Origin of the sequence: Nonomuraea sp. C10, assembly GCF_008017515.1 — a bacterium.
Taxonomy (GTDB): domain Bacteria; phylum Actinomycetota; class Actinomycetes; order Streptosporangiales; family Streptosporangiaceae; genus Nonomuraea; species Nonomuraea ferruginea.
Window position 1 is genome coordinate 4,682,411 of sequence record NZ_VPFF01000001.1, and the last position, 17,409, is coordinate 4,699,819.

The window sequence follows — 17,409 nt, forward strand, 5'->3', positions numbered from 1 at the left end:
CGCCGCCGTCAGGGCGATCTCGGCGTCCGCACGCGAGAAGGCCCCGCACGATGCCGTGCGGGGCCTTCTCGGTGACGTGCTACCAGGAGATCAGCTCTGGCCGCCCGCGAGCTTCTCGCGGAGGGCCGCCAGCGCCTCGTCGGAGGCGAGGGCGCCGCCGGCCGGGGCCGACTGGCCGCCGCCCTGCTGACCCTGCGGCTCGCCGTAGGACGTGGGAGCCGCTTCGCCCGCCTCGGCCTCGGCCTTGCGAGCCTCCTCGATCTGCTTGCGGTGGGCCTCGTAGCGCGTCTGGGCCTCGGCGTACTGCCGCTCCCACTCCTCACGCTGCTTGTCGAAGCCCTCCAGCCACTCCCCGGTCTCCGGGTCGAAGCCCTCGGGGTAGATGTAGTTGCCCTGGTCGTCGTAGGTGGCCGCCATGCCGTAGAGGGTCGGGTCGAACTCGACCTCGGCGCCGACGCCCTCGTTGGCCTGCTTCAGCGACAGGCTGATGCGGCGACGGTCGAGGTCGATGTCGATGATCTTCACGAAGATCTCGTCGCCGACCTGGACGACCTGCTCCGGGATCTCCACGTGGCGCTCGGCCAGCTCGGAGATGTGGACCAGGCCCTCGATGCCCTCCTCGACCCGGACGAACGCGCCGAACGGCACCAGCTTGGTGACGCGGCCCGGCACGACCTGGCCGATCTGGTGGGTGCGGGCGAACTGCTGCCACGGGTCTTCCTGGGTCGCCTTGAGCGACAGGGAGACGCGCTCGCGCTCCATGTCGACGTCCAGGACCTCGACCGTGACCTCCTGGCCGACCTCGACGACCTCGGACGGGTGGTCGATGTGCTTCCAGGACAGCTCGGACACGTGGACCAGACCGTCGACGCCGCCGAGATCGACGAAGGCGCCGAAGTTGACGATCGAGGACACGACGCCCTTGCGGACCTGGCCCTTCTGGAGGGTGTTGAGGAACGTCTGGCGAACCTCGGACTGCGTCTGCTCCAGCCAGGCACGGCGCGACAGGACCACGTTGTTGCGGTTCTTGTCGAGCTCGATGATCTTGGCTTCGAGTTCGCGGCCGACGTACGGCTGCAGATCGCGGACACGGCGCATCTCGACGAGGGACGCCGGGAGGAAGCCGCGGAGGCCGATGTCGAGGATGAGACCACCCTTGACGACCTCGATGACGGTGCCGGTGACGATGCCGTCCTCGTCCTTGATCTTCTCGATCGTGCCCCAGGCGCGCTCGTACTGAGCACGCTTCTTGGACAGGATCAGGCGGCCCTCCTTGTCCTCCTTCTGGAGAACGAGGGCTTCGACGTGTTCGCCGACCTCCACGACGTCAGCCGGATCGACATCGTGCTTGATCGAAAGCTCACGCGAGGGGATGACTCCCTCGGTCTTGTAGCCGATATCGAGAAGGACCTCGTCTCGATCGACCTTGACGACGGTGCCCTCGACGATGTCGCCGTCGTTGAAGTACTTGATGGTCTCGTCGATCGCGGCGAGGAAGGCTTCCTCGGACCCGATGTCGTTGACCGCTACCTGCGGGGTGCTCGAGGTGGCCTCAGTGCTGGACGTCATGTGTGGAATTGCTCCGAACGCGGACAGGATGTCGATGTGGCGGACGCGCGGCAGGCCCTCTTCCGCATCAAGCCGAGGAATTACGACATCGACGAGACCGAGCGCGAGCCCGCTCCGTCTGAGGCGCGCGCGAGCCCACAGCGCAGCGATCAGCATATGAGACCAGAGCGGCGGGGTCAATCCGGCCAGGACATTCGCCACATCTAGTAGCTGTTGATCAGGAGACCGCGCTTGGCCCCGATATTACCCCTAAGTCGGGCCGGGACGGAGATCCGCCCGGGGTCGCCGTCGGACACGTACCGCTCACGGGGATGCTTGTCCAGCCACTCCAGCCAGTGCTGCGAGCACCACTTGCGGCATTCTCCCTTCTTGCCGTTGCTCTGGATCCGCTGGATCGCGCCACGATCGAATTTTTTCGCGTACGGCGAAAGCGACGGCTCCGCCCCGGCCAGGAAGACCCCGTCGAAGGCGTACCGGGTGCCCTCCCACGCGCCGGAGCGCGCGGCCTTCTTCTTGCGCGGCATGGACCCGTACGGCAGCGCCATGGTCTTGGCCGGACCGGCGCCCAGGCGGACGAGCAGGCGCTCCAGCTTGGCGAGCTGCTTGCGGACGGTCCGCGTGGGCACGGCCCGGAGGTTGGGGTGGCCCCAGGTGTGGTTGGCCACCTCGAACCCGTTGCCGGCCAGCCAGCGCACGGCCGCGGCCTGCTCCTGCTCGGTCCGCAGGCCGAACGGCGTGTGGTTGATCCAGAACGTGGCCACGGGCCGGAAGTCCGGATATCTGGCCGCCGTCTCCAGGATGATCGCCACGGCCGTGTCGGGTTTGACGTTGCCGTGGGCGTCGAGCCCGAAGTGGCTGGGGTGCCCGTCGTCGAAGGTGAGCACGACGGGGAACTTCCCGGCCGGCACCCGGATGTCGCCGGCGGCGAACTCCCTGGCGCTGATCGGCACGTACCCCTGCCGGGCGAGCTTGTCCAGCTCCTTCCTGAACTGGGCGGGGGTGCGGTCGATGGACGCCTGCCGCTTCCTGACGATCCGGTGGTACATGATCACCGGGATCTTACCGAGCTCGTTGGCCTTGACCTCGCGGGCGAGCTCGGGCGTGGCGACGATTCCCGGCGGCGGCGTCGCCTCGGTGACCGCTGTGGTGGGCGCGGTGGGCGCGGGCGTGGCACGCTGGGGTAACGCCGCGGGTGGCGGTGCGGGCTCGCCGGAGATCAGCAGGAGCCCGATGATCGCCGTCACCACGACCACGACGTTCGCCAAGCCGATGATGCGCGCCTGGAACGATGTGGACCGCACAGAACTCCCGTACCGCTCGGGGAAATCGAACCCACAGAGTAGTCCAGAACCACCGCGGACCTCTGAGCCCTACGGCTTACCCGGTCAAAAGAGGGCAAACCCGGCAGGAGTCAGTGGCCGGCGTCCTCCCAGGTGCGGCCCACGCCGATCGACACCTCCAGCGGCACCCGGAGGTGGTAGGCGGCGTTCATCTGGTCGGTGACGAGCTGCCTGAGCGTCTCCAGCTCGCCGGGCGCCACCTCGAACACCAGCTCGTCGTGGACCTGGAGCAGCATCCGCGAGGACAGCCCCTCCTCGCGCAGCGCCTGGCGCACGTGGAGCATGGCGACCTTGATGATGTCGGCCGCCGAGCCCTGGATGGGGGCGTTGAGCGCCATCCGCTCGGCCATCTCGCGGCGCTGGCGGTTGTCGCTGGTCAGGTCGGGCAGATAGCGGCGGCGGCCCATCATGGTCTCGGTGTAGCCGTTGGTGCGGGCCTGGCGGACGATCTCCTGCAGGAAGTCGCGCACGCCGCCGAACTCCTGGAAGTATTCCTCCTTGAGCGCCCGGGCCTCGGCCACCGGGATGTTGAGCTGCCCCGACAGCCCGAAGTCGGACAGCCCGTAGGCCAGGCCGTAGTTCATCGCCTTGATGCGCGCCCGCAGCTCGCCGTCGATCTGCTCGGGCGACAGGTCGAACACCCGCGCGGCGGTCGCCCGGTGGAAGTCGTGGCCCGACTCGAAGGCGGCGATCAGCGACTCGTCGCCCGACAGGTGGGCCATGATCCGCAGCTCGATCTGGCTGTAGTCGGCGGTCAGCAGCGTCTCGTAGCCCTCGCCGACGACGAAGCCCTGCCGGATGCGGCGGCCCTCGGCGGTGCGGATCGGGATGTTCTGCAGGTTGGGCTTCTCGGACGACAGGCGGCCGGTCGCGGCGATGATCTGGTTGAACGTGGTGTGGATGCGGCCGTCGTCGGCGATCTCCTTGATCAGGCCCTCGACCGTGGTGCGGAGCTTGGTCTGGTCGCGGTGGCGCAGCATGATGACCGGCAGCTCGTGGTCGGTCTGGGTGGCCAGCCAGGCGAGCTGGTCGGCGTCGGTGCTGTAGCCGGTCTTGATCTTCTTGGTCTTGGGCAGGCCGAGCCTGGTGAACAGGATCTCCTGCAGCTGCTTGGGCGAGCCGAGGTTGAACTGCTCGCCGACGACCCGGTGGGCCTCCTCGACGGCGTGCTTGACCGCGGCGCCGAACTCGGCCTCCAGGCCGGTGAAGTAGTCGCGGTCGACGGCCACGCCCGCCCGCTCCAGCTCGGCCAGCACGGTCAGCAGCGGCAACTCGACGTCGGTGAGCAGCTGGGTGCCGCCGCGGCCGGTCAGGAAGGCCTCCAGCGCGTCGGCCAGCTCGCGCACCGCGTGGGCGCGCAGCGCGAGGTCCTTGGCGGGGGCGTCCTCGTCGTCGCCGAACAGCGCGGCCTGGCCGCTGGGCTCCTCCTCGGCGCGCAGGTCGCGGTGGAGATAGCGCCTGGCCAGGTCTTCGAGGGCGAACGTGCGCTGGCCCGGCATCGCGAGGTAGGCCGCCAGCGCGGTGTCGCAGGTGAGACCGCGCAAGTCGAGGCCCTGCGCCCACAGGGCCAGGATCGGGCCCTTGGCGTCGTGGACGGCCTTGGGCCTGGACTCGTCGGCCAGCCAGGCGCGCAGCGCCGCCTCGTCGGCCTCGGTGAGCTTGGCCGGGTCGAGGTGGGCGGCGGTGCCGTCGGGCGAGGCGACGGCGATGGCGTCGACGCGGCCGGTGCCGCTGCCGTAGGAGCCCTTGAAGGCCAGGCCGGCGCGGCCCTCGGGCATGGCCGACAGCCAGCCCGGCACCCGGTCGGGGCCGAGGATCACGGTCTCGACCTCGAAGCCCTGGTCGGGCTCCTGCTCGCCGGTGCCGAGCGTCTTGAAGACGCGCTCGCGCAGCTCGCCGCGGATCTGGAGGGTGTCGAACAGCTTGTTGAGCTCCTCGCGGTCCCACGCGCCCTGCTTGAGCTCGGCGGGCTCGGCCTCGACCACGACGTCGCGCAGCAGCTCGGTGAGCCGGCGGTTCATCAGCACCTGGGCGACGTGCTCGCGCAGCTTGTCGCCGACCTTGCCCTTGACCTCGTCGACGCGGTCGACGAGCGCGGTGAGCGAGCCGTACTCGCGCACCCACTTGGCGGCGGTCTTCTCGCCGACGCCGGGGATGCTGGCCAGGTTGTCGCTGGGGTCGCCGCGCAGCGCGGCGAAGTCGGGGTACTGCCGCGGGGTGAGGCCGTACTTCTCCTGCACCGCCTCGGGGGTGAAGCGGGTCATGTCGCTGATGCCGCGCCGGGTCATGAGCACGGTGACGTCGTCGTCGACGAGCTGCAGCGCGTCGCGGTCGCCGGTGACGATGAGCACGCTCATGCCCTCCGCGGAGGCGCGGGTGGCCAGGGTGGCGATGAGGTCGTCGGCCTCGAAGCCGGGCTTGGACAGCCGCGGGATGCGCAGGATGTCGAGCAGCTCGTAGATGAGCTGCATCTGGCCGCGGAAGTCTTCGGGCGTCTCCGCCCTGTTGGCCTTGTAGGCGGCGTACTCCTCGTGCCGGAAGGTCGGCTCCGAGCGGTCGAAGGCCACCGCGATGTGCGTCGGCTGCTCGTCGCGCAGGATGTTGGTCAACATCGACGTGAACCCGTAGACCGCCTCGGTGTGCTGACCGTCGGTGGTCATGAGGTTGGCGTCCTTGAGCGCGTAAAAGGCGCGGTAAGCCAGGGAATGCCCGTCGAGCAGCAGCAGGCACGGGCGGCTGGGGGTCACTTCACTCTTCGGCACACAGGCAGCCTAGTCTGCGACTACGACAGAAAACCCGAGCTGGAAAGACTGGAGGCGTCCCCTTGACGCAGATCGATCCCGCGGTCGGCCTCGCCTTCGTCCGTGACAAGACCGGCGTGCTCGCCGAGCGCATGGGCATCGAGTTCCTGGAGGCCACGCCGGAGCGGGTGGTCGCCCGCATGCCGGTGGAGGGCAACACGCAGCCGTACGGGCTGCTGCACGGCGGCGCATCGGTGGTGCTGGCCGAGACGGTGGGCTCGACCGGCGCGGCGCTGCACGCCGGGCCCGGCAGGATCGCGGTCGGCGTCGAGATCAACGCCACCCATCACCGCTCGGCGACGTCGGGGTTCGTCACGGCCGTCGCCACTCCCCTGCACGCCGGGCGTACGCTCGCCAGCTACGAGATCGAGATCTCGGACGAAGCCGGGCGGCGGGTGTGCACCTCGCGCCTCACATGCATGCTGCGTGACGCCTGAGTCCTTTGCGTGACTTTTGTCCGCCCTTTGCGCATGCCCCCCACAGGTCGCTACGGTTGTGTGCACTAGAGCCCGCGGGGAGGCCGAGTAGATAACAGGTGAGGCCGGGGAAAGCCTTGCATGGCCCCAAAGGCCGCCCCTCGGGCTCTTTCATTCCCCCCTCGGATCGTTAGCAATCTGTGACTCTCACCTGCCAGGTGCAACCCTCGATTTAGCCCCTGACCTGCCACCTTCGTTTGCTCACATGAGTGACACACACATGTCACTAAATGGTGACGAAGGATACTGAACCGGGCGTACGCGAAATAAGCTCCCGCCACAGCATCCCAGTTGTGCCTGCGATGCCCGCGTGTCGAGATGGAGGGGCACAACCCCGCCTTGACCTAATTGAGGGAGCACCATTGCGCAGAGCCGTGATCGCGTTCACGGCCTTCCTGGGTGGACTCATCCTGCTGCTCACCGTCCCGGCCCATGCGGCCGCACCGGAACAGAGCCTCAGGGGAACACTCACATTCCAAGGCCAGCCAGTGAACGGCGTGAAGATCGTGGTTACCACCGAAAGCGGGCAACCCGTTCAGGAGGTCACCAGCAACGCCCAGGGCACGTGGGAAGTGCCGATCGAGGAACCCGGCCAGTACAAGGTCACACTGGACGCCGCCACGCTCCCGCAGAACATGGCGATCCGGGGGGGCAACAACCAACGCGCCCCGACCGTGTACGAAGGCAACCCGACCACCGTCTTGTTCGCCCTGCAGGCCAAGGCCGCGGACGGCGCGGCGGCGCCAGACGAGGGCGGCGGCAGCGCGTTCTGGCAGCGCGCGGCGCAGCTGACTTTCGAAGGCTTCAACCTGGGGCTGATCATCGCCCTGGCGGCGCTCGGCCTGTCGCTCATCTACGGCACCACCGGCCTGACCAACTTCGCCCACGGCGAGCTGGTCACCCTGGGGGCCTTGCTCGCCTATCTTGTGAACGTTCCCTTCGGCCTGCACATCATCCCGGCCGCGGTCATCGCGGTCATGCTGGCCGGCGGGATCGGGTACGCGCAGGACCGGTTCTTCTGGGGCCAGCTGCGCAGGCGCGGCACCGGCATCATCGCCGCGATGATCGTCTCGATCGGCGTGGCGCTGTTCATGAGATACCTGTTCCTCATCCTGTTCGGCGGCGAGACCCAGGCGTACGCCCAGTACAACGCCCAGGCCGGCCTCCAGCTCGGCCCCATCTCGGCCACGCCGAAGAACCTCATCTCGATGGGCATCGAGCTGATCGTGCTCATCGCCGTCGGGTTCGCCCTGCTGCGCACCCGTACCGGCAAGGCCGCCCGGGCGGTCGCCGACAACCCGGCGCTGGCCGCCTCCTCGGGCATCAACGTCGACCGGATCATCCGCATCATCTGGACCGGCGGCGGCGCCATCGCCGCGCTCGCGGGCGTCATGCTCGGCCTGTCGCAGAACCTGAAGTTCACGATGGGCCAGGAGCTGCTGCTCCTCATCTTCGCCGGCGTCACGCTCGGCGGCCTCGGCACCGCCTTCGGCGCGCTCATCGGCTCGATCATCGTCGGCCTGTTCATCCAGGTCTCGACGCTGTGGATACCACCGGAGCTCAAGAACGTCGGCGCGCTGGCCGTGCTCATCCTCGTGCTCCTCTTCCGGCCGCAGGGCATCCTCGGCCGCCGAGAGCGGATCGGCTGACGGGGGAATCATGAACTGGGACATCATCCTCTCCACCACCCTCAAGGCCGCCATCGGCGTCGAGACGGTGTGGTACGCGCTCGCCGCCATCGGCATCAACATCCACTTCGGCTACACCGGCCTGCTCAACTTCGGCCAGTCGGCGTTCCTGGCCGTCGCCGGCTACGGCCTGGCCGTCACCGTCACCGTGATCGGGCTGCCCTTCTGGATCGGCATCGGCGTCGGCCTGGTCGCCGCGGTCCTGCTGGCCTTCCTCCTGGGCATCCCCACGCTGCGGCTGCGCGCCGACTATCTGGCCATCGTGACCATCGCCGCGGCGGAGATCGTCAGACTCATCTTCCGTTCCGTGGAGTTCAAGAGCGTCTTCGGCGGCTCCGACGGCCGGCGCGGCTTCTCACAGGGCTTCTACGAGATCAACCCCTACGCGGAGGGGACCTACGGGTTCTGGCCGCTGAGCTTCAACGAGCGCGAGATGTGGGTACTCACCGTCGGCTGGGTCCTGATCGCCATCGCCTGCCTCATCGTCTTCCTGCTGATGAAGAGCCCGTGGGGACGCGTGCTCAAGGCCATCCGCGAGGACGAGGACGCCGTGCGCAGCCTCGGCAAGAACGTGTTCTCCTACAAGATGCAGTCGCTGATCCTCGGCGGCGTGCTCGGCTGCCTGGGCGGCTTCGTCTACGGACTCGCCACCGGGTCCGTGCAGCCCGACATCTTCGGCACCGAGACCACGTTCTTCGCCTACACGATCGTCATCCTCGGCGGCGCCGCCCGCGTGTTCGGCCCGGTGGTCGGCGCGTCGATCTTCTGGGTGCTGCTGGTGCTCGTCAACGGTCTCCTCAGCGGCGCGGTGCAGTCCGGAGTCATCACCTTCATGGACATCACGCAGGTCGGCCCGTTCCGCTTCCTGCTGGTCGGACTGGGGCTGATCCTCCTGCTCGTCTACCGCCCGCAAGGCATCTTCGGCGACAAGAGGGAGCTGGCCATCAATGCACGCTGAGACCGCCACCGACCGCAAGGCCGCCGCGCTGGCCGCGTTCAAGGACCTCCCCCACGAGCCGGGCGTGGCCAAGCCCGACCCGATCCTCGTGGTCGACAACGTCGTGCGCCGCTTCGGCGGCCTGACGGCCGTCGACGTCGGGCACGTGGAGGTCCAGCGCGGCTCCATCACCGCCCTCATCGGCCCCAACGGCGCGGGCAAGACCACGTTCTTCAACCAGCTCACCGGCTTCGACACCGCCGACTCGGGCGAGTGGACGTTCAACGGGCGCAAGATGAACGGCGTGCCGGCCCACAAGGTCGCGCGCGCCGGCATGGTCCGCACCTTCCAGCTCACCAAGGCGCTGTCGCGGCTCACCGTGCTGGAGAACATGAGGCTCGGCGCGCAGGGTCAGAAGGGCGAGAACTTCTGGCGCGCGCTGATCCCCGGGTCCTGGCGCGGCCAGGAGGACCAGATCACCGCCCGCGCCGACGAACTGCTGGCCAGGTTCAAGCTCGACGCCAAGCGCGAGGACTTCGCCGGCTCGCTCTCCGGCGGCCAGCGCAAGCTGCTGGAGATGGCCCGCGCCCTCATGGTCGAGCCCGAGCTGGTCATGCTCGACGAGCCCATGGCGGGCGTCAACCCGGCGCTCACCCAGTCGCTGCTCGGCCACGTCAAGGACCTGCGCGAGCAGGGCATGAGCGTGCTGTTCGTCGAGCACGACATGGACATGGTGCGCGACATCAGCGACTGGGTCATCGTCATGGCACAGGGCGCCGTCATCGCCGAGGGCCCGCCGGACACCATCATGTCCGACCAGCGGGTCATCGACGCCTACCTGGGCGCCCACCATGACGCGCCGCTCTCGGAGAGCGAGCTGGAGGAGCAGCTCCATGAGGCCGAGGAGGCGCTCGAGGCCGAGATCCAGGAGGAGAGCAAGTGAACGCCGTCCCCGAGTCCAAGGCCGCCGTCACCGACCGCAGCGACCATCTCAGCGGCGCCGAGAACGCCGTGCTCCGCTGCGACGAGCTGATCGCCGGCTACCTGCCGGGTGTCAACATCCTCAACGGCTCCGACCTGTACGTGGGCGACGGCGAGCTGATCGGCATCATCGGCCCCAACGGGGCCGGCAAGTCGACGCTGCTCAAGGCCATGTTCGGGCTGGTCGACATCCGCAGCGGCACGGTCACGCTGAAGGGTGAGGACATCACCAACATGAAGGCGCACCAGCTGGTCTCGCGCGGCGTCGGCTACGTCCCGCAGACCAACAACGTCTTCCCCAGCCTGACCATCGAGGAGAACCTCGAGATGGGGGCCTTCCAGGCGCCCGCCAAGTTCAAGGAGCGCTTCGAGTTCGTCTGCGAGCTGTTCCCGGCGCTCAAGGAGCGGCGCAAGCAGCGCGCCGGCTCCCTGTCGGGCGGTGAGCGGCAGATGGTGGCCATGGCCAGGGCGCTCATGACCGAGCCGTCGGTGCTGCTGCTGGACGAGCCGTCGGCGGGCCTGTCGCCCAAGCTGCAGGACCTGGTGTTCCTCCAGGCCCAGCAGATCAACAAGGCCGGCGTCACCATCATCATGGTGGAGCAGAACGCCCGGCGCTGCCTGCAGATCTGCCACCGCGGCTACGTGCTCGACCAGGGGCGCAACGCCTACACCGGCACCGGACGCCAGCTCGCCGACGACCCCAAGGTCATCGAGCTGTACCTCGGGACCCTCGCCAGGGCGTAGATCACGGCACGAAACGGAGAAGGGGCTCCACCCGGGGCCCCTTCTCCGTTTTCAATGGCCATGTGAACCGTTTCGTGGCGTTCGTGCTCATGCTCCCCGTCCTGGCGGCCTGCGGGCAGGCCCCCGCCGCCGGCGCCTACAGCACCGGCGGCGACCCCGGCGATGATCCGTGCGCGCGCGTGGTCTCCGCCATCGGCTACGCCGGCCTTCTGCTGCAGCCCGCGGGTGAGGAGGACGCGCAGCGCTTCGAGGACGCCGTGCTCGGCCGCCTGGCCGAAGTGCGCGGCATCACCCTCCAGTTCGGCCCCCGCCTGCCCGCCTCGCTCGGCGGCGCCGTCCGTACGGTCGAGGCCACCACGCAGGACCTGTCCGTGGCGAGCCTGCCGCGCGCGCGGCAGGTGGCACTGCTCAAGGAGTACCGGGCCGCCGCGGGGCGGATCGAGGAGGGCTGCTCCTGAGCACGTGAAAGGGCCCCGGTCCTCAGGGGGGAGGGACCGGGGCCCGGTGGCTCACCGGAGGAGCGATCAGCCCTCGATGTTGCCCGTGCGGTACTCGACGGCCTTGGTGCCGTACTTGTTGTCGTCGCCGTACTCGTAGATGCCGATGGTGGCGACGGCCGGGTCACCGGCGTCGTTGAACTCGACCGGACCGCTCACGCCGTCGTAGTCGATGTCCTTGCCGGCCTTGAGCAGCTCGACGCAGGTCGGGAAGCTGTCGCACTTCTCGCCGCCCTTGCTGACCTCGGCCAGCTTGGCCGCGATGGCCGTGCCCGAGTCGCTCTTGGCGGCCTCCGCGGCCAGCGCGATCAGGTTGGCGGCGTCGTACGACTCCGGCGCGTAGCTGAAGTCCTCAAGGTCACCGTCCACCTCGAGGAGCTTCTTCTGGAAGTCCTCAGGAGACGCGGCGCCGGGGATCGTGCCCTTGACACCCTTCAGGGTGCCCTTGGGCATGTCGACGTAGTTGGTGTTGGAGGTGTTGCCGTCGACCATGTACCACTTGTGCTTGTCGGCCGGCAGACCCTGCTTGACCAGCTCGTTGATGACCTTGGCGGTCTCCTCGAAGCCGATGAGCACGATGCCCGCGGGGTTCTTCGCCTTGATCTTGGCGATGTCGGCGGCGAAGTCGGCGGCCTTCGGGTCGTAGTCGACCCGCTCGACCACCTCGGCGCCACCGTCCTGGACGGTCTTGACGACCTGGTCGGCCAGGCCGGTGCCGTACGAGTCCTGCATCGCCATGATGGCGACCGTGGCGTTGCCGTCGGCGACGATCAGGTCACCGAGGACGCGGCCCTGCAGCTTGTCCGGCGGCGAGGTGCGGAAGTAGAGGCCCTTGTCGGCGATGGTGGTGAACGTGTCGGAGGTGTTGGCCGGGGAGAACTGGATGACGCCCGCGCCGGTGATCTTGTCGATCACCGTCTCCGAGACCGACGAGGAGGCGGCGCCGATGATGGCGTCGGCCTTCTGCGCCAGCAGGTTGTCGACCGACTGGGAGGCGATGTTGGTGGTCGTGTCGCCGGAGTCGGTGTGGATCTTGACGACGTCCTTGCCGAGCACGCCGCCGGCCTCGTTGATCTCCTTGACGGCCAGGTCGACGCCCGCGAACTCGGGCGGGCCGAGGAACGCGAGCGACCCCGTCTGAGGCAGCAGCGTGCCCAGGGTAAGCGTGCCGTCGCCCTCTGCCGCGGGGGCCGCGGAGGATGGCGCAGCCGACGAAGGTGTGGATTGCGAGGCGGTGTCGCTGCCACCACCGCAAGCTGTCAGGGCGAGGCTGGTGGCAGCCACGACAGCCAGCACCCGTCCCACGGGAGCAATGCGGACCATGAAGTAATCTCCTTCATTCCAGGCCGGGATCCGTCAGCACGCCGAGCGTTCCCGATCGAATGACGGAAACGTACAAAATGCCTGCATGGTGATGCCAGGGCAGCGGGGTAACTGTCGGCACTTGGATGCGGAGTCGTAATCAGTCCTCAACTTACGCGCGTGATCGGCAGGTGCTTAATCTGCGTCGGTGAAGCGGATAACGGCACTCCTCCCCCTGATGGCCCTCCTCGCAGGTTGCGGCGGTGACAGCGTGCCACCGCCCGACGCCGCACCGCCGCCGGGCGTATCGGTCTCGCTCGCGCAGTGGCGCTCGGACGAGCCCGCGCACAGGATGCAGGTGGCCGTGCGGAACACCTCCGAGACTCCGGTGCACTTCACCGACGTTCAACTGGTGACGCCATCATTCACCACATTGGCCCCACAAAACGTGGAAATCACGGTCAAGAAGACGGAGAGAACCGACTTACCCATCCCGTTCGGGAAAGCCAACTGCACGCCAGGCCGTCTTCCCGGCGTCCAGCCGGCCACCGTCGTCGCCCACGTCCGCGTCGGCGCGGAGCAGGAGCCGCGCAAGGTGGTCTTCGAGATCCCCCACCCCGATCCGCTGCTGACCCGGCTGCTGCGCGACGAGTGTTCGGAGCATCTGATCAAGCTGGCGGCCGACATCGCCTTCGGCCCCGAGTGGAAGCGCGTCGGCGACGCCATGCACGGCACCCTCGTGCTGACCCGCCGCGGCGAAGGCGCCGTCACCGTGCACCGCATCGACGGCACCACGCACTACATCGCCGCACCGGTCACCGAGGGCGACCCGATCGCCGAGCTGGACGCCGCGGCCCCGAGCATCGCGGCCGAGATCCGGCTCACCCCCGGGCGGTGCGACCCGCACGCCTTCGCCGAGGCCAAGAAGGCGTTCCTGTTCCCCGTACGCGCCAGCGTCGACGGCGGCGAGCAGCGCGTCGTGATCGTCAGCCCGCCGAAGGACGTCCAGGACCGTCTCATCCACTACGCGCTCGACGTGTGCGGCCTGCCCACGTCGTGAACCCGCGCCGGGGCGCTCAGCCCCGGTCGGCCGCGTCCTCGATGACGATCTGGGCGACCTCGCGCATGCTCAGCCGGCGGTCCATGGACGCCTTCTGGATCCAGCGGAACGCCTGCGGCTCGCTCCAGCCGTGCTGCGTCATCAGGCTGCCCTTGGCCCGCTCGACCAGCTTGCGCGTCTCCAGCCGCTCCGTCAGGCTCGACACCTCGGCGGCCAGCGCCACCATCTCCTCGTGACGGCTCACCGCCATCTCGATCGCCGGCACCAGGTCGGCCTTGGTGAACGGCTTGACCAGATAGGCCATCGCCCCCGCCTCCCTGGCCCGCTCCACCAGGTCACGCTGGGAGAACGCGGTGAGGATCAGGCATGGCGCGATCCGCTCGGCCACGATCCGCTCCGCCGCGGAGATGCCGTCGAGCACCGGCATCTTGACGTCCAGGATGACGAGATCGGGCCGCAGATCGGTGGCCAGCCGGATCGCCTGCTCCCCGTCGCCGGCCTCCCCCACGACGACGTAGCCGTCCTCCTGGAGCATCTCCTTGAGATCGAGGCGGATGAGCGCCTCGTCTTCCGCGATCACCACTCGCCGCTGCGTACTCACGAGCAGAAGAGTACCGATGTCCGGTACATTAGATCCACGGCGGCATCCTCGACAGTCTCCCTGAAGAGGTGAACCCCCACAAGTTTCCGGGACACGTCCGGAAATATGCCGGAATGGTGGAATGGCAGACACTGACGCCTCAAAAGCGTCTGCCCGCAAGGGCGTGCGGGTTCGAATCCCGCTTCCGGCACCCCGGAAACCGTCGCACGCACCCTCGTGTGACCCTTGATCGTGCTCTCCGATCGGCCGGTTGCGGCGGCCAGGTCGTACACCCGAACGCCCCGTCGAGACGCCTCCCCCTGCTCCACGTGACCTTTCGCCTCCAAGGTACGCCTCCAAAGCAGGCATAGGGTGACCGAAGATCGGTAATGAACGGATCACGGTGGCTTTTCGGAGGTGGATGCCGTGGGGTTGAACGTGGCGGAGCGGGCCAAGTTCCTGGCGGAGCCGCATGTGGCCGGTGTGGCGGTCGACGCGGGAGCGGACCGGGGGCCGCTGAGCGTGCCCGTCTGGTACGACTACGAACCGGGCGGCGACGTCGAGTTCCTGACCGGGCGTGACTCCCGGAAGGCGGCGCTGATCGGGAAGACGGGCCGCTTCACGCTGCTGGTGCAGCGGACCAGCCCGACCTATCGGTACGTGTCCGTCGAGGGGCCGGTCGTGTGGTCGGGGCCGACGACGTTGGAGCAGCTCACCAGGATCGCCTCGCGCTACCTGCCGGTCGAGGCGGTTCCCGGCTACGTGGAGGGGTCCGACCTGGGCGCGCTGGTGACGTTCCGGATGCGGCCCGAACACTGGCTGTCGGCCGACCTGGGCGCCATCTGAGGAGCACCGTCACGGTATTTTGAGGCATGTGACTGCTATCGATCCTGCCGTGACCGGCGCTTTCGGCATCGGCCTCGCGACCATAGCCGCTGACGGCACCGTACTCGACACCTGGTTCCCCGAGCCTCAGCTGGGCGAGCCGCCCGTGACGGGCACCGAGCGGCTCTCCGCCGAGGAGGCCGGCGAGCTGGGCGGGCTGGTGGGGCCCGACCAGGCGCGCGGCGTGGAGGTGGTGGCGGTCCGCACCGGCATCGCCAAGCTCTCCGAGCCGCCGGCCGACGCCCACGACGCCTACCTGCGGCTCCACCTGCTGTCGGCGCGGCTGGTCCGGCCGCACGGCCTGAGCCTCGACGGGGTGTTCGGCAAGCTGGCGAACGTCGTGTGGACCAGCCACGGGCCGTGCGCCGTGGACGGCTTCGAGATCACGCGGGCGCGGCTGCGGGCCAGCGGGCCGGTGGCGGTCTACGGGGTCGACAAGTTCCCGCGCATGGTCGACTACGTGATGCCGTCCGGGGTGCGGATCGCCGACGCCGACCGGGTGCGCCTGGGCGCCCACCTGGCGAGCGGCACGACCGTGATGCACGAGGGGTTCGTCAACTTCAACGCCGGCACGCTGGGCGCGTCCATGGTCGAGGGCCGGATCTCGGCGGGCGTGGTGCTCGGCGAGGGCTCCGACCTGGGCGGCGGCGCGTCCATCATGGGCACGCTCTCGGGCGGCGGCAAGGAGGTCGTCTCGGTCGGCGAGCGCTGCCTGATCGGCGCGAACGCGGGCATCGGCATCTCCCTGGGTGACGACTGCGTCGTCGAGGCCGGGCTGTACGTGACGGCGGGCACGAAGGTGCGCCTGCCGGACGGCGGCGTGGTGAAGGCCAGGGAGCTGTCGGGGCGCGACGGGCTGTTGTTCCGCCGCAACTCCGAGACCGGCGCCGTGGAGGTGGTGACCCGCCAGGGCACCGGCATCGAGCTGAACGAGGCGCTGCACGCCAACTAGCGTCCGGCCGGCTCCCTCACGGGGGCAGCAGCCGGCCGACGGACGGTCCCTCAGCTGGCGTGCGAGACGGCGGAGCCGATCGTGTGCACGCGCAGCGCGTTGGTGGAGCCGGGGGTGCCGGGCGGGGAGCCGGCGACGATGACCACTTTGTCGCCCTTCTCCAGCCGGCCCAGCGACAGCAGCGACGCCTCCACCTGCCGCACCATGTCGTCGGTGTGGTGCACGAACGGCACCTGGAACGTCTCCACCCCCCAGGTGAGCGAGAGCTGGCCGCGGACGTGGGGCGCGGAGGTGAAGGCCAGCAGCGGGATCGGCGAGCGGTAGCGGGCCAGCCGGCGGGCCGTCTCGCCGGACATGGTGAAGGCCACCAGGGCCTTGGCCCCCACGATGGCGCCGACCTCGGCGGCGGCACGGGCTATGGCGCCGCCGGTGGTCTCCGGCATGCGCTCCAGGGTGTGGGTGGCGTGCAGCGAGGAGGCCTCGGCGGCGCAGGCGATGCGGTCCATCGTGGAGACGGACTCGATCGGGTAGTTGCCGACGGAGGTCTCGCCCGACAGCATGACCGCGTCGGCGCCGTCCATGACGGCGTAGGCGACGTCGGAGGCCTCGGCGCGGGTGGGGCGGGGGGCGCTCATCATCGAGTCGAGCATCTGCGTGGCGACGATGACCGGGCGGGCCTTCTCGCGGCACAGCTCGATGATGCGCCGCTGCACGATCGGCACCTGCTCCAGAGGCAGCTCGACGCCGAGGTCGCCGCGGGCGACCATGATGCCGTCGAAGGCCTCGACGATCTCGGGGAGGCGCTCGACCGCCTGCGGCTTCTCGATCTTGGCGAGGAGGGGGAGGCGGACGGCCTCCTGCTCCATGATGTTGCGTACGACGTCGGCGTCGGAGGGGCGGCGGACGAACGACAGGGCGATCATGTCGAACCCGGTGCGCAGCGCCCAGCGCAGGTCGGTCTCGTCCTTGTCGGTGAGCGCGGGGGCGCTGACGTTGACGCCGGGCAGGTTGAGACCCTTGTTGTCGGAGATCATGCCGCCGATGACGACGCGGGTGACGACCCGGTCGCCGTCGACGCGGGTGACCTCGAGCACGAGCCGGCCGTCGTCGACGAGGATGGTGTCGCCGGGGCGCACGTCCTTGGCGAGACCCTTGTAGGTGGTGGAGACCTGCTCGCGGTCGCCGGGGACGTCTTCGGCGGTGATGGAGAAGACGTCGCCGAAGCCGAGCCGGACCGGCCCCTCCTCGAAGCGGCCGACGCGGATCTTGGGGCCCTGCAGGTCGGCGAGAACGCCTACACCGCGGCCGAGGTCGGCCGCCACCTCCCTGACGCGATCGAAGACCTCTCTGTGCATGTCATGGTCGCCATGGCTGAGGTTGAACCGTGCGACGTCCATGCCCGCGGCGATGAGATCGCGCAGGCGTTCGGGTGAGGACGTGGCTGGGCCTAGAGTGCAGACGATTTTCGCGCGACGTGTCACGAGTCCTACCTTAATTGGTACAGACCACTTGGCAGTCAAGGACGACGCAGAACGTACCGCGCGCGGGAGAACAGCACGGCAACGGCGACCGGCGAGCGCGCCACGTGCACGTGTCG

15 protein-coding genes and 1 tRNA gene are annotated in these 17,409 nt (G+C 68.9%); 10 read left to right on the plus strand and 6 right to left on the minus strand.

All coding sequences use genetic code 11. The features are described from left to right. Positions 1-90: 90 nt before the first annotated feature. The 3 genes from rpsA to polA form a co-directional block, all read right to left on the minus strand. Positions 91-1,569, minus strand: coding sequence for a 30S ribosomal protein S1 (gene rpsA / locus FR742_RS21555; RefSeq protein ID WP_148032607.1), 1,479 nt, complete (start codon positions 1,567-1,569; stop codon positions 91-93). 203 nt (positions 1,570-1,772) lie between these two features. Continuing rightward, a complete protein-coding gene (locus FR742_RS21560) occupies positions 1,773-2,870 on the minus strand; it encodes a polysaccharide deacetylase family protein (protein ID WP_148032608.1) in 1,098 nt (365 codons plus the stop codon). A gap of 110 nt (positions 2,871-2,980) precedes the next feature. After that, positions 2,981-5,671 carry a DNA polymerase I gene (polA, locus tag FR742_RS21565; protein WP_148032609.1) on the minus strand — a complete coding sequence of 897 codons (2,691 nt, stop codon included), beginning with the start codon at positions 5,669-5,671 and terminating at the stop codon, positions 2,981-2,983. A gap of 62 nt (positions 5,672-5,733) precedes the next feature. On the opposite strand from polA, the gene FR742_RS21570 reads away from it, so the two are divergent. The 6 genes from FR742_RS21570 (at position 5,734) to FR742_RS21595 (ending at position 10,994) form a co-directional block, all read left to right on the plus strand. After that, on the plus strand, positions 5,734-6,147 hold the full coding sequence (locus FR742_RS21570; RefSeq protein WP_372452401.1) for a PaaI family thioesterase: 414 nt from the start codon (positions 5,734-5,736) through the stop codon (positions 6,145-6,147). A gap of 536 nt (positions 6,148-6,683) precedes the next feature. After that, positions 6,684-7,835, plus strand: a complete 1,152-nt coding sequence (locus FR742_RS21575) for a branched-chain amino acid ABC transporter permease (protein ID WP_261808660.1) — start codon at positions 6,684-6,686, stop codon at positions 7,833-7,835. Positions 7,836-7,845: 10 nt separating this feature from the next. Then, positions 7,846-8,832, plus strand: a complete 987-nt coding sequence (locus FR742_RS21580; protein ID WP_148032610.1) for a branched-chain amino acid ABC transporter permease — start codon at positions 7,846-7,848, stop codon at positions 8,830-8,832. Continuing rightward, the gene (locus FR742_RS21585) at positions 8,822-9,754 is read left to right on the plus strand and encodes an ABC transporter ATP-binding protein (RefSeq protein WP_148032611.1); all 933 of its coding nucleotides are present in this window, start codon (positions 8,822-8,824) and stop codon (positions 9,752-9,754) included. Before FR742_RS21580 ends, FR742_RS21585 begins: the two co-directional genes overlap by 11 nt. Further along, complete coding sequence (locus FR742_RS21590; RefSeq protein ID WP_148032612.1) at positions 9,751-10,536, plus strand: ABC transporter ATP-binding protein; 786 nt, start codon at positions 9,751-9,753, stop codon at positions 10,534-10,536. Before FR742_RS21585 ends, FR742_RS21590 begins: the two co-directional genes overlap by 4 nt. Positions 10,537-10,598: 62 nt before the next feature. Then, complete coding sequence (locus FR742_RS21595) at positions 10,599-10,994, plus strand: hypothetical protein (RefSeq protein WP_148032613.1); 396 nt, start codon at positions 10,599-10,601, stop codon at positions 10,992-10,994. A gap of 66 nt (positions 10,995-11,060) precedes the next feature. Here FR742_RS21595 and FR742_RS21600 read toward each other — a convergent pair whose 3' ends face one another. Further along, positions 11,061-12,356, minus strand: a complete 1,296-nt coding sequence (locus FR742_RS21600) for an ABC transporter substrate-binding protein (RefSeq protein ID WP_148032614.1) — start codon at positions 12,354-12,356, stop codon at positions 11,061-11,063. Between the two features lie 427 nt (positions 12,357-12,783). Here FR742_RS21600 and FR742_RS21605 point away from each other — a divergent pair, with 427 nt between their 5' ends. Continuing rightward, complete coding sequence (locus FR742_RS21605; RefSeq protein ID WP_148032615.1) at positions 12,784-13,395, plus strand: hypothetical protein; 612 nt, start codon at positions 12,784-12,786, stop codon at positions 13,393-13,395. A gap of 16 nt (positions 13,396-13,411) precedes the next feature. On the opposite strand, the gene FR742_RS21610 is transcribed toward FR742_RS21605, so the two are convergent. Further along, on the minus strand, positions 13,412-13,996 hold the full coding sequence (locus FR742_RS21610) for an ANTAR domain-containing response regulator (RefSeq protein ID WP_261808661.1): 585 nt from the start codon (positions 13,994-13,996) through the stop codon (positions 13,412-13,414). Between the two features lie 107 nt (positions 13,997-14,103). Here FR742_RS21610 and FR742_RS21615 point away from each other — a divergent pair. The 3 genes from FR742_RS21615 to dapD all read left to right on the plus strand — a co-directional run bounded on the left by FR742_RS21615 (position 14,104) and on the right by dapD (position 15,812). Continuing rightward, positions 14,104-14,186: transfer RNA gene (locus tag FR742_RS21615), tRNA-Leu, on the plus strand. Positions 14,187-14,401: 215 nt separating this feature from the next. Continuing rightward, a complete protein-coding gene (locus tag FR742_RS21620) occupies positions 14,402-14,821 on the plus strand; it encodes a pyridoxamine 5'-phosphate oxidase family protein (RefSeq protein ID WP_148032616.1) in 420 nt (139 codons plus the stop codon). Positions 14,822-14,870: 49 nt separating this feature from the next. Then, positions 14,871-15,812 (plus strand): 2,3,4,5-tetrahydropyridine-2,6-dicarboxylate N-succinyltransferase, encoded by a 942-nt coding sequence (gene dapD / locus FR742_RS21625; RefSeq protein WP_261808662.1) that lies wholly within the window; start codon positions 14,871-14,873, stop codon positions 15,810-15,812. A 50-nt stretch (positions 15,813-15,862) separates the two neighbouring features. Here the strand turns inward: dapD and pyk are convergent, their stop codons facing one another. Continuing rightward, positions 15,863-17,293, minus strand: a complete 1,431-nt coding sequence (gene pyk / locus FR742_RS21630) for a pyruvate kinase (RefSeq protein ID WP_148032618.1) — start codon at positions 17,291-17,293, stop codon at positions 15,863-15,865. Positions 17,294-17,409 lie beyond the last annotated feature (116 nt).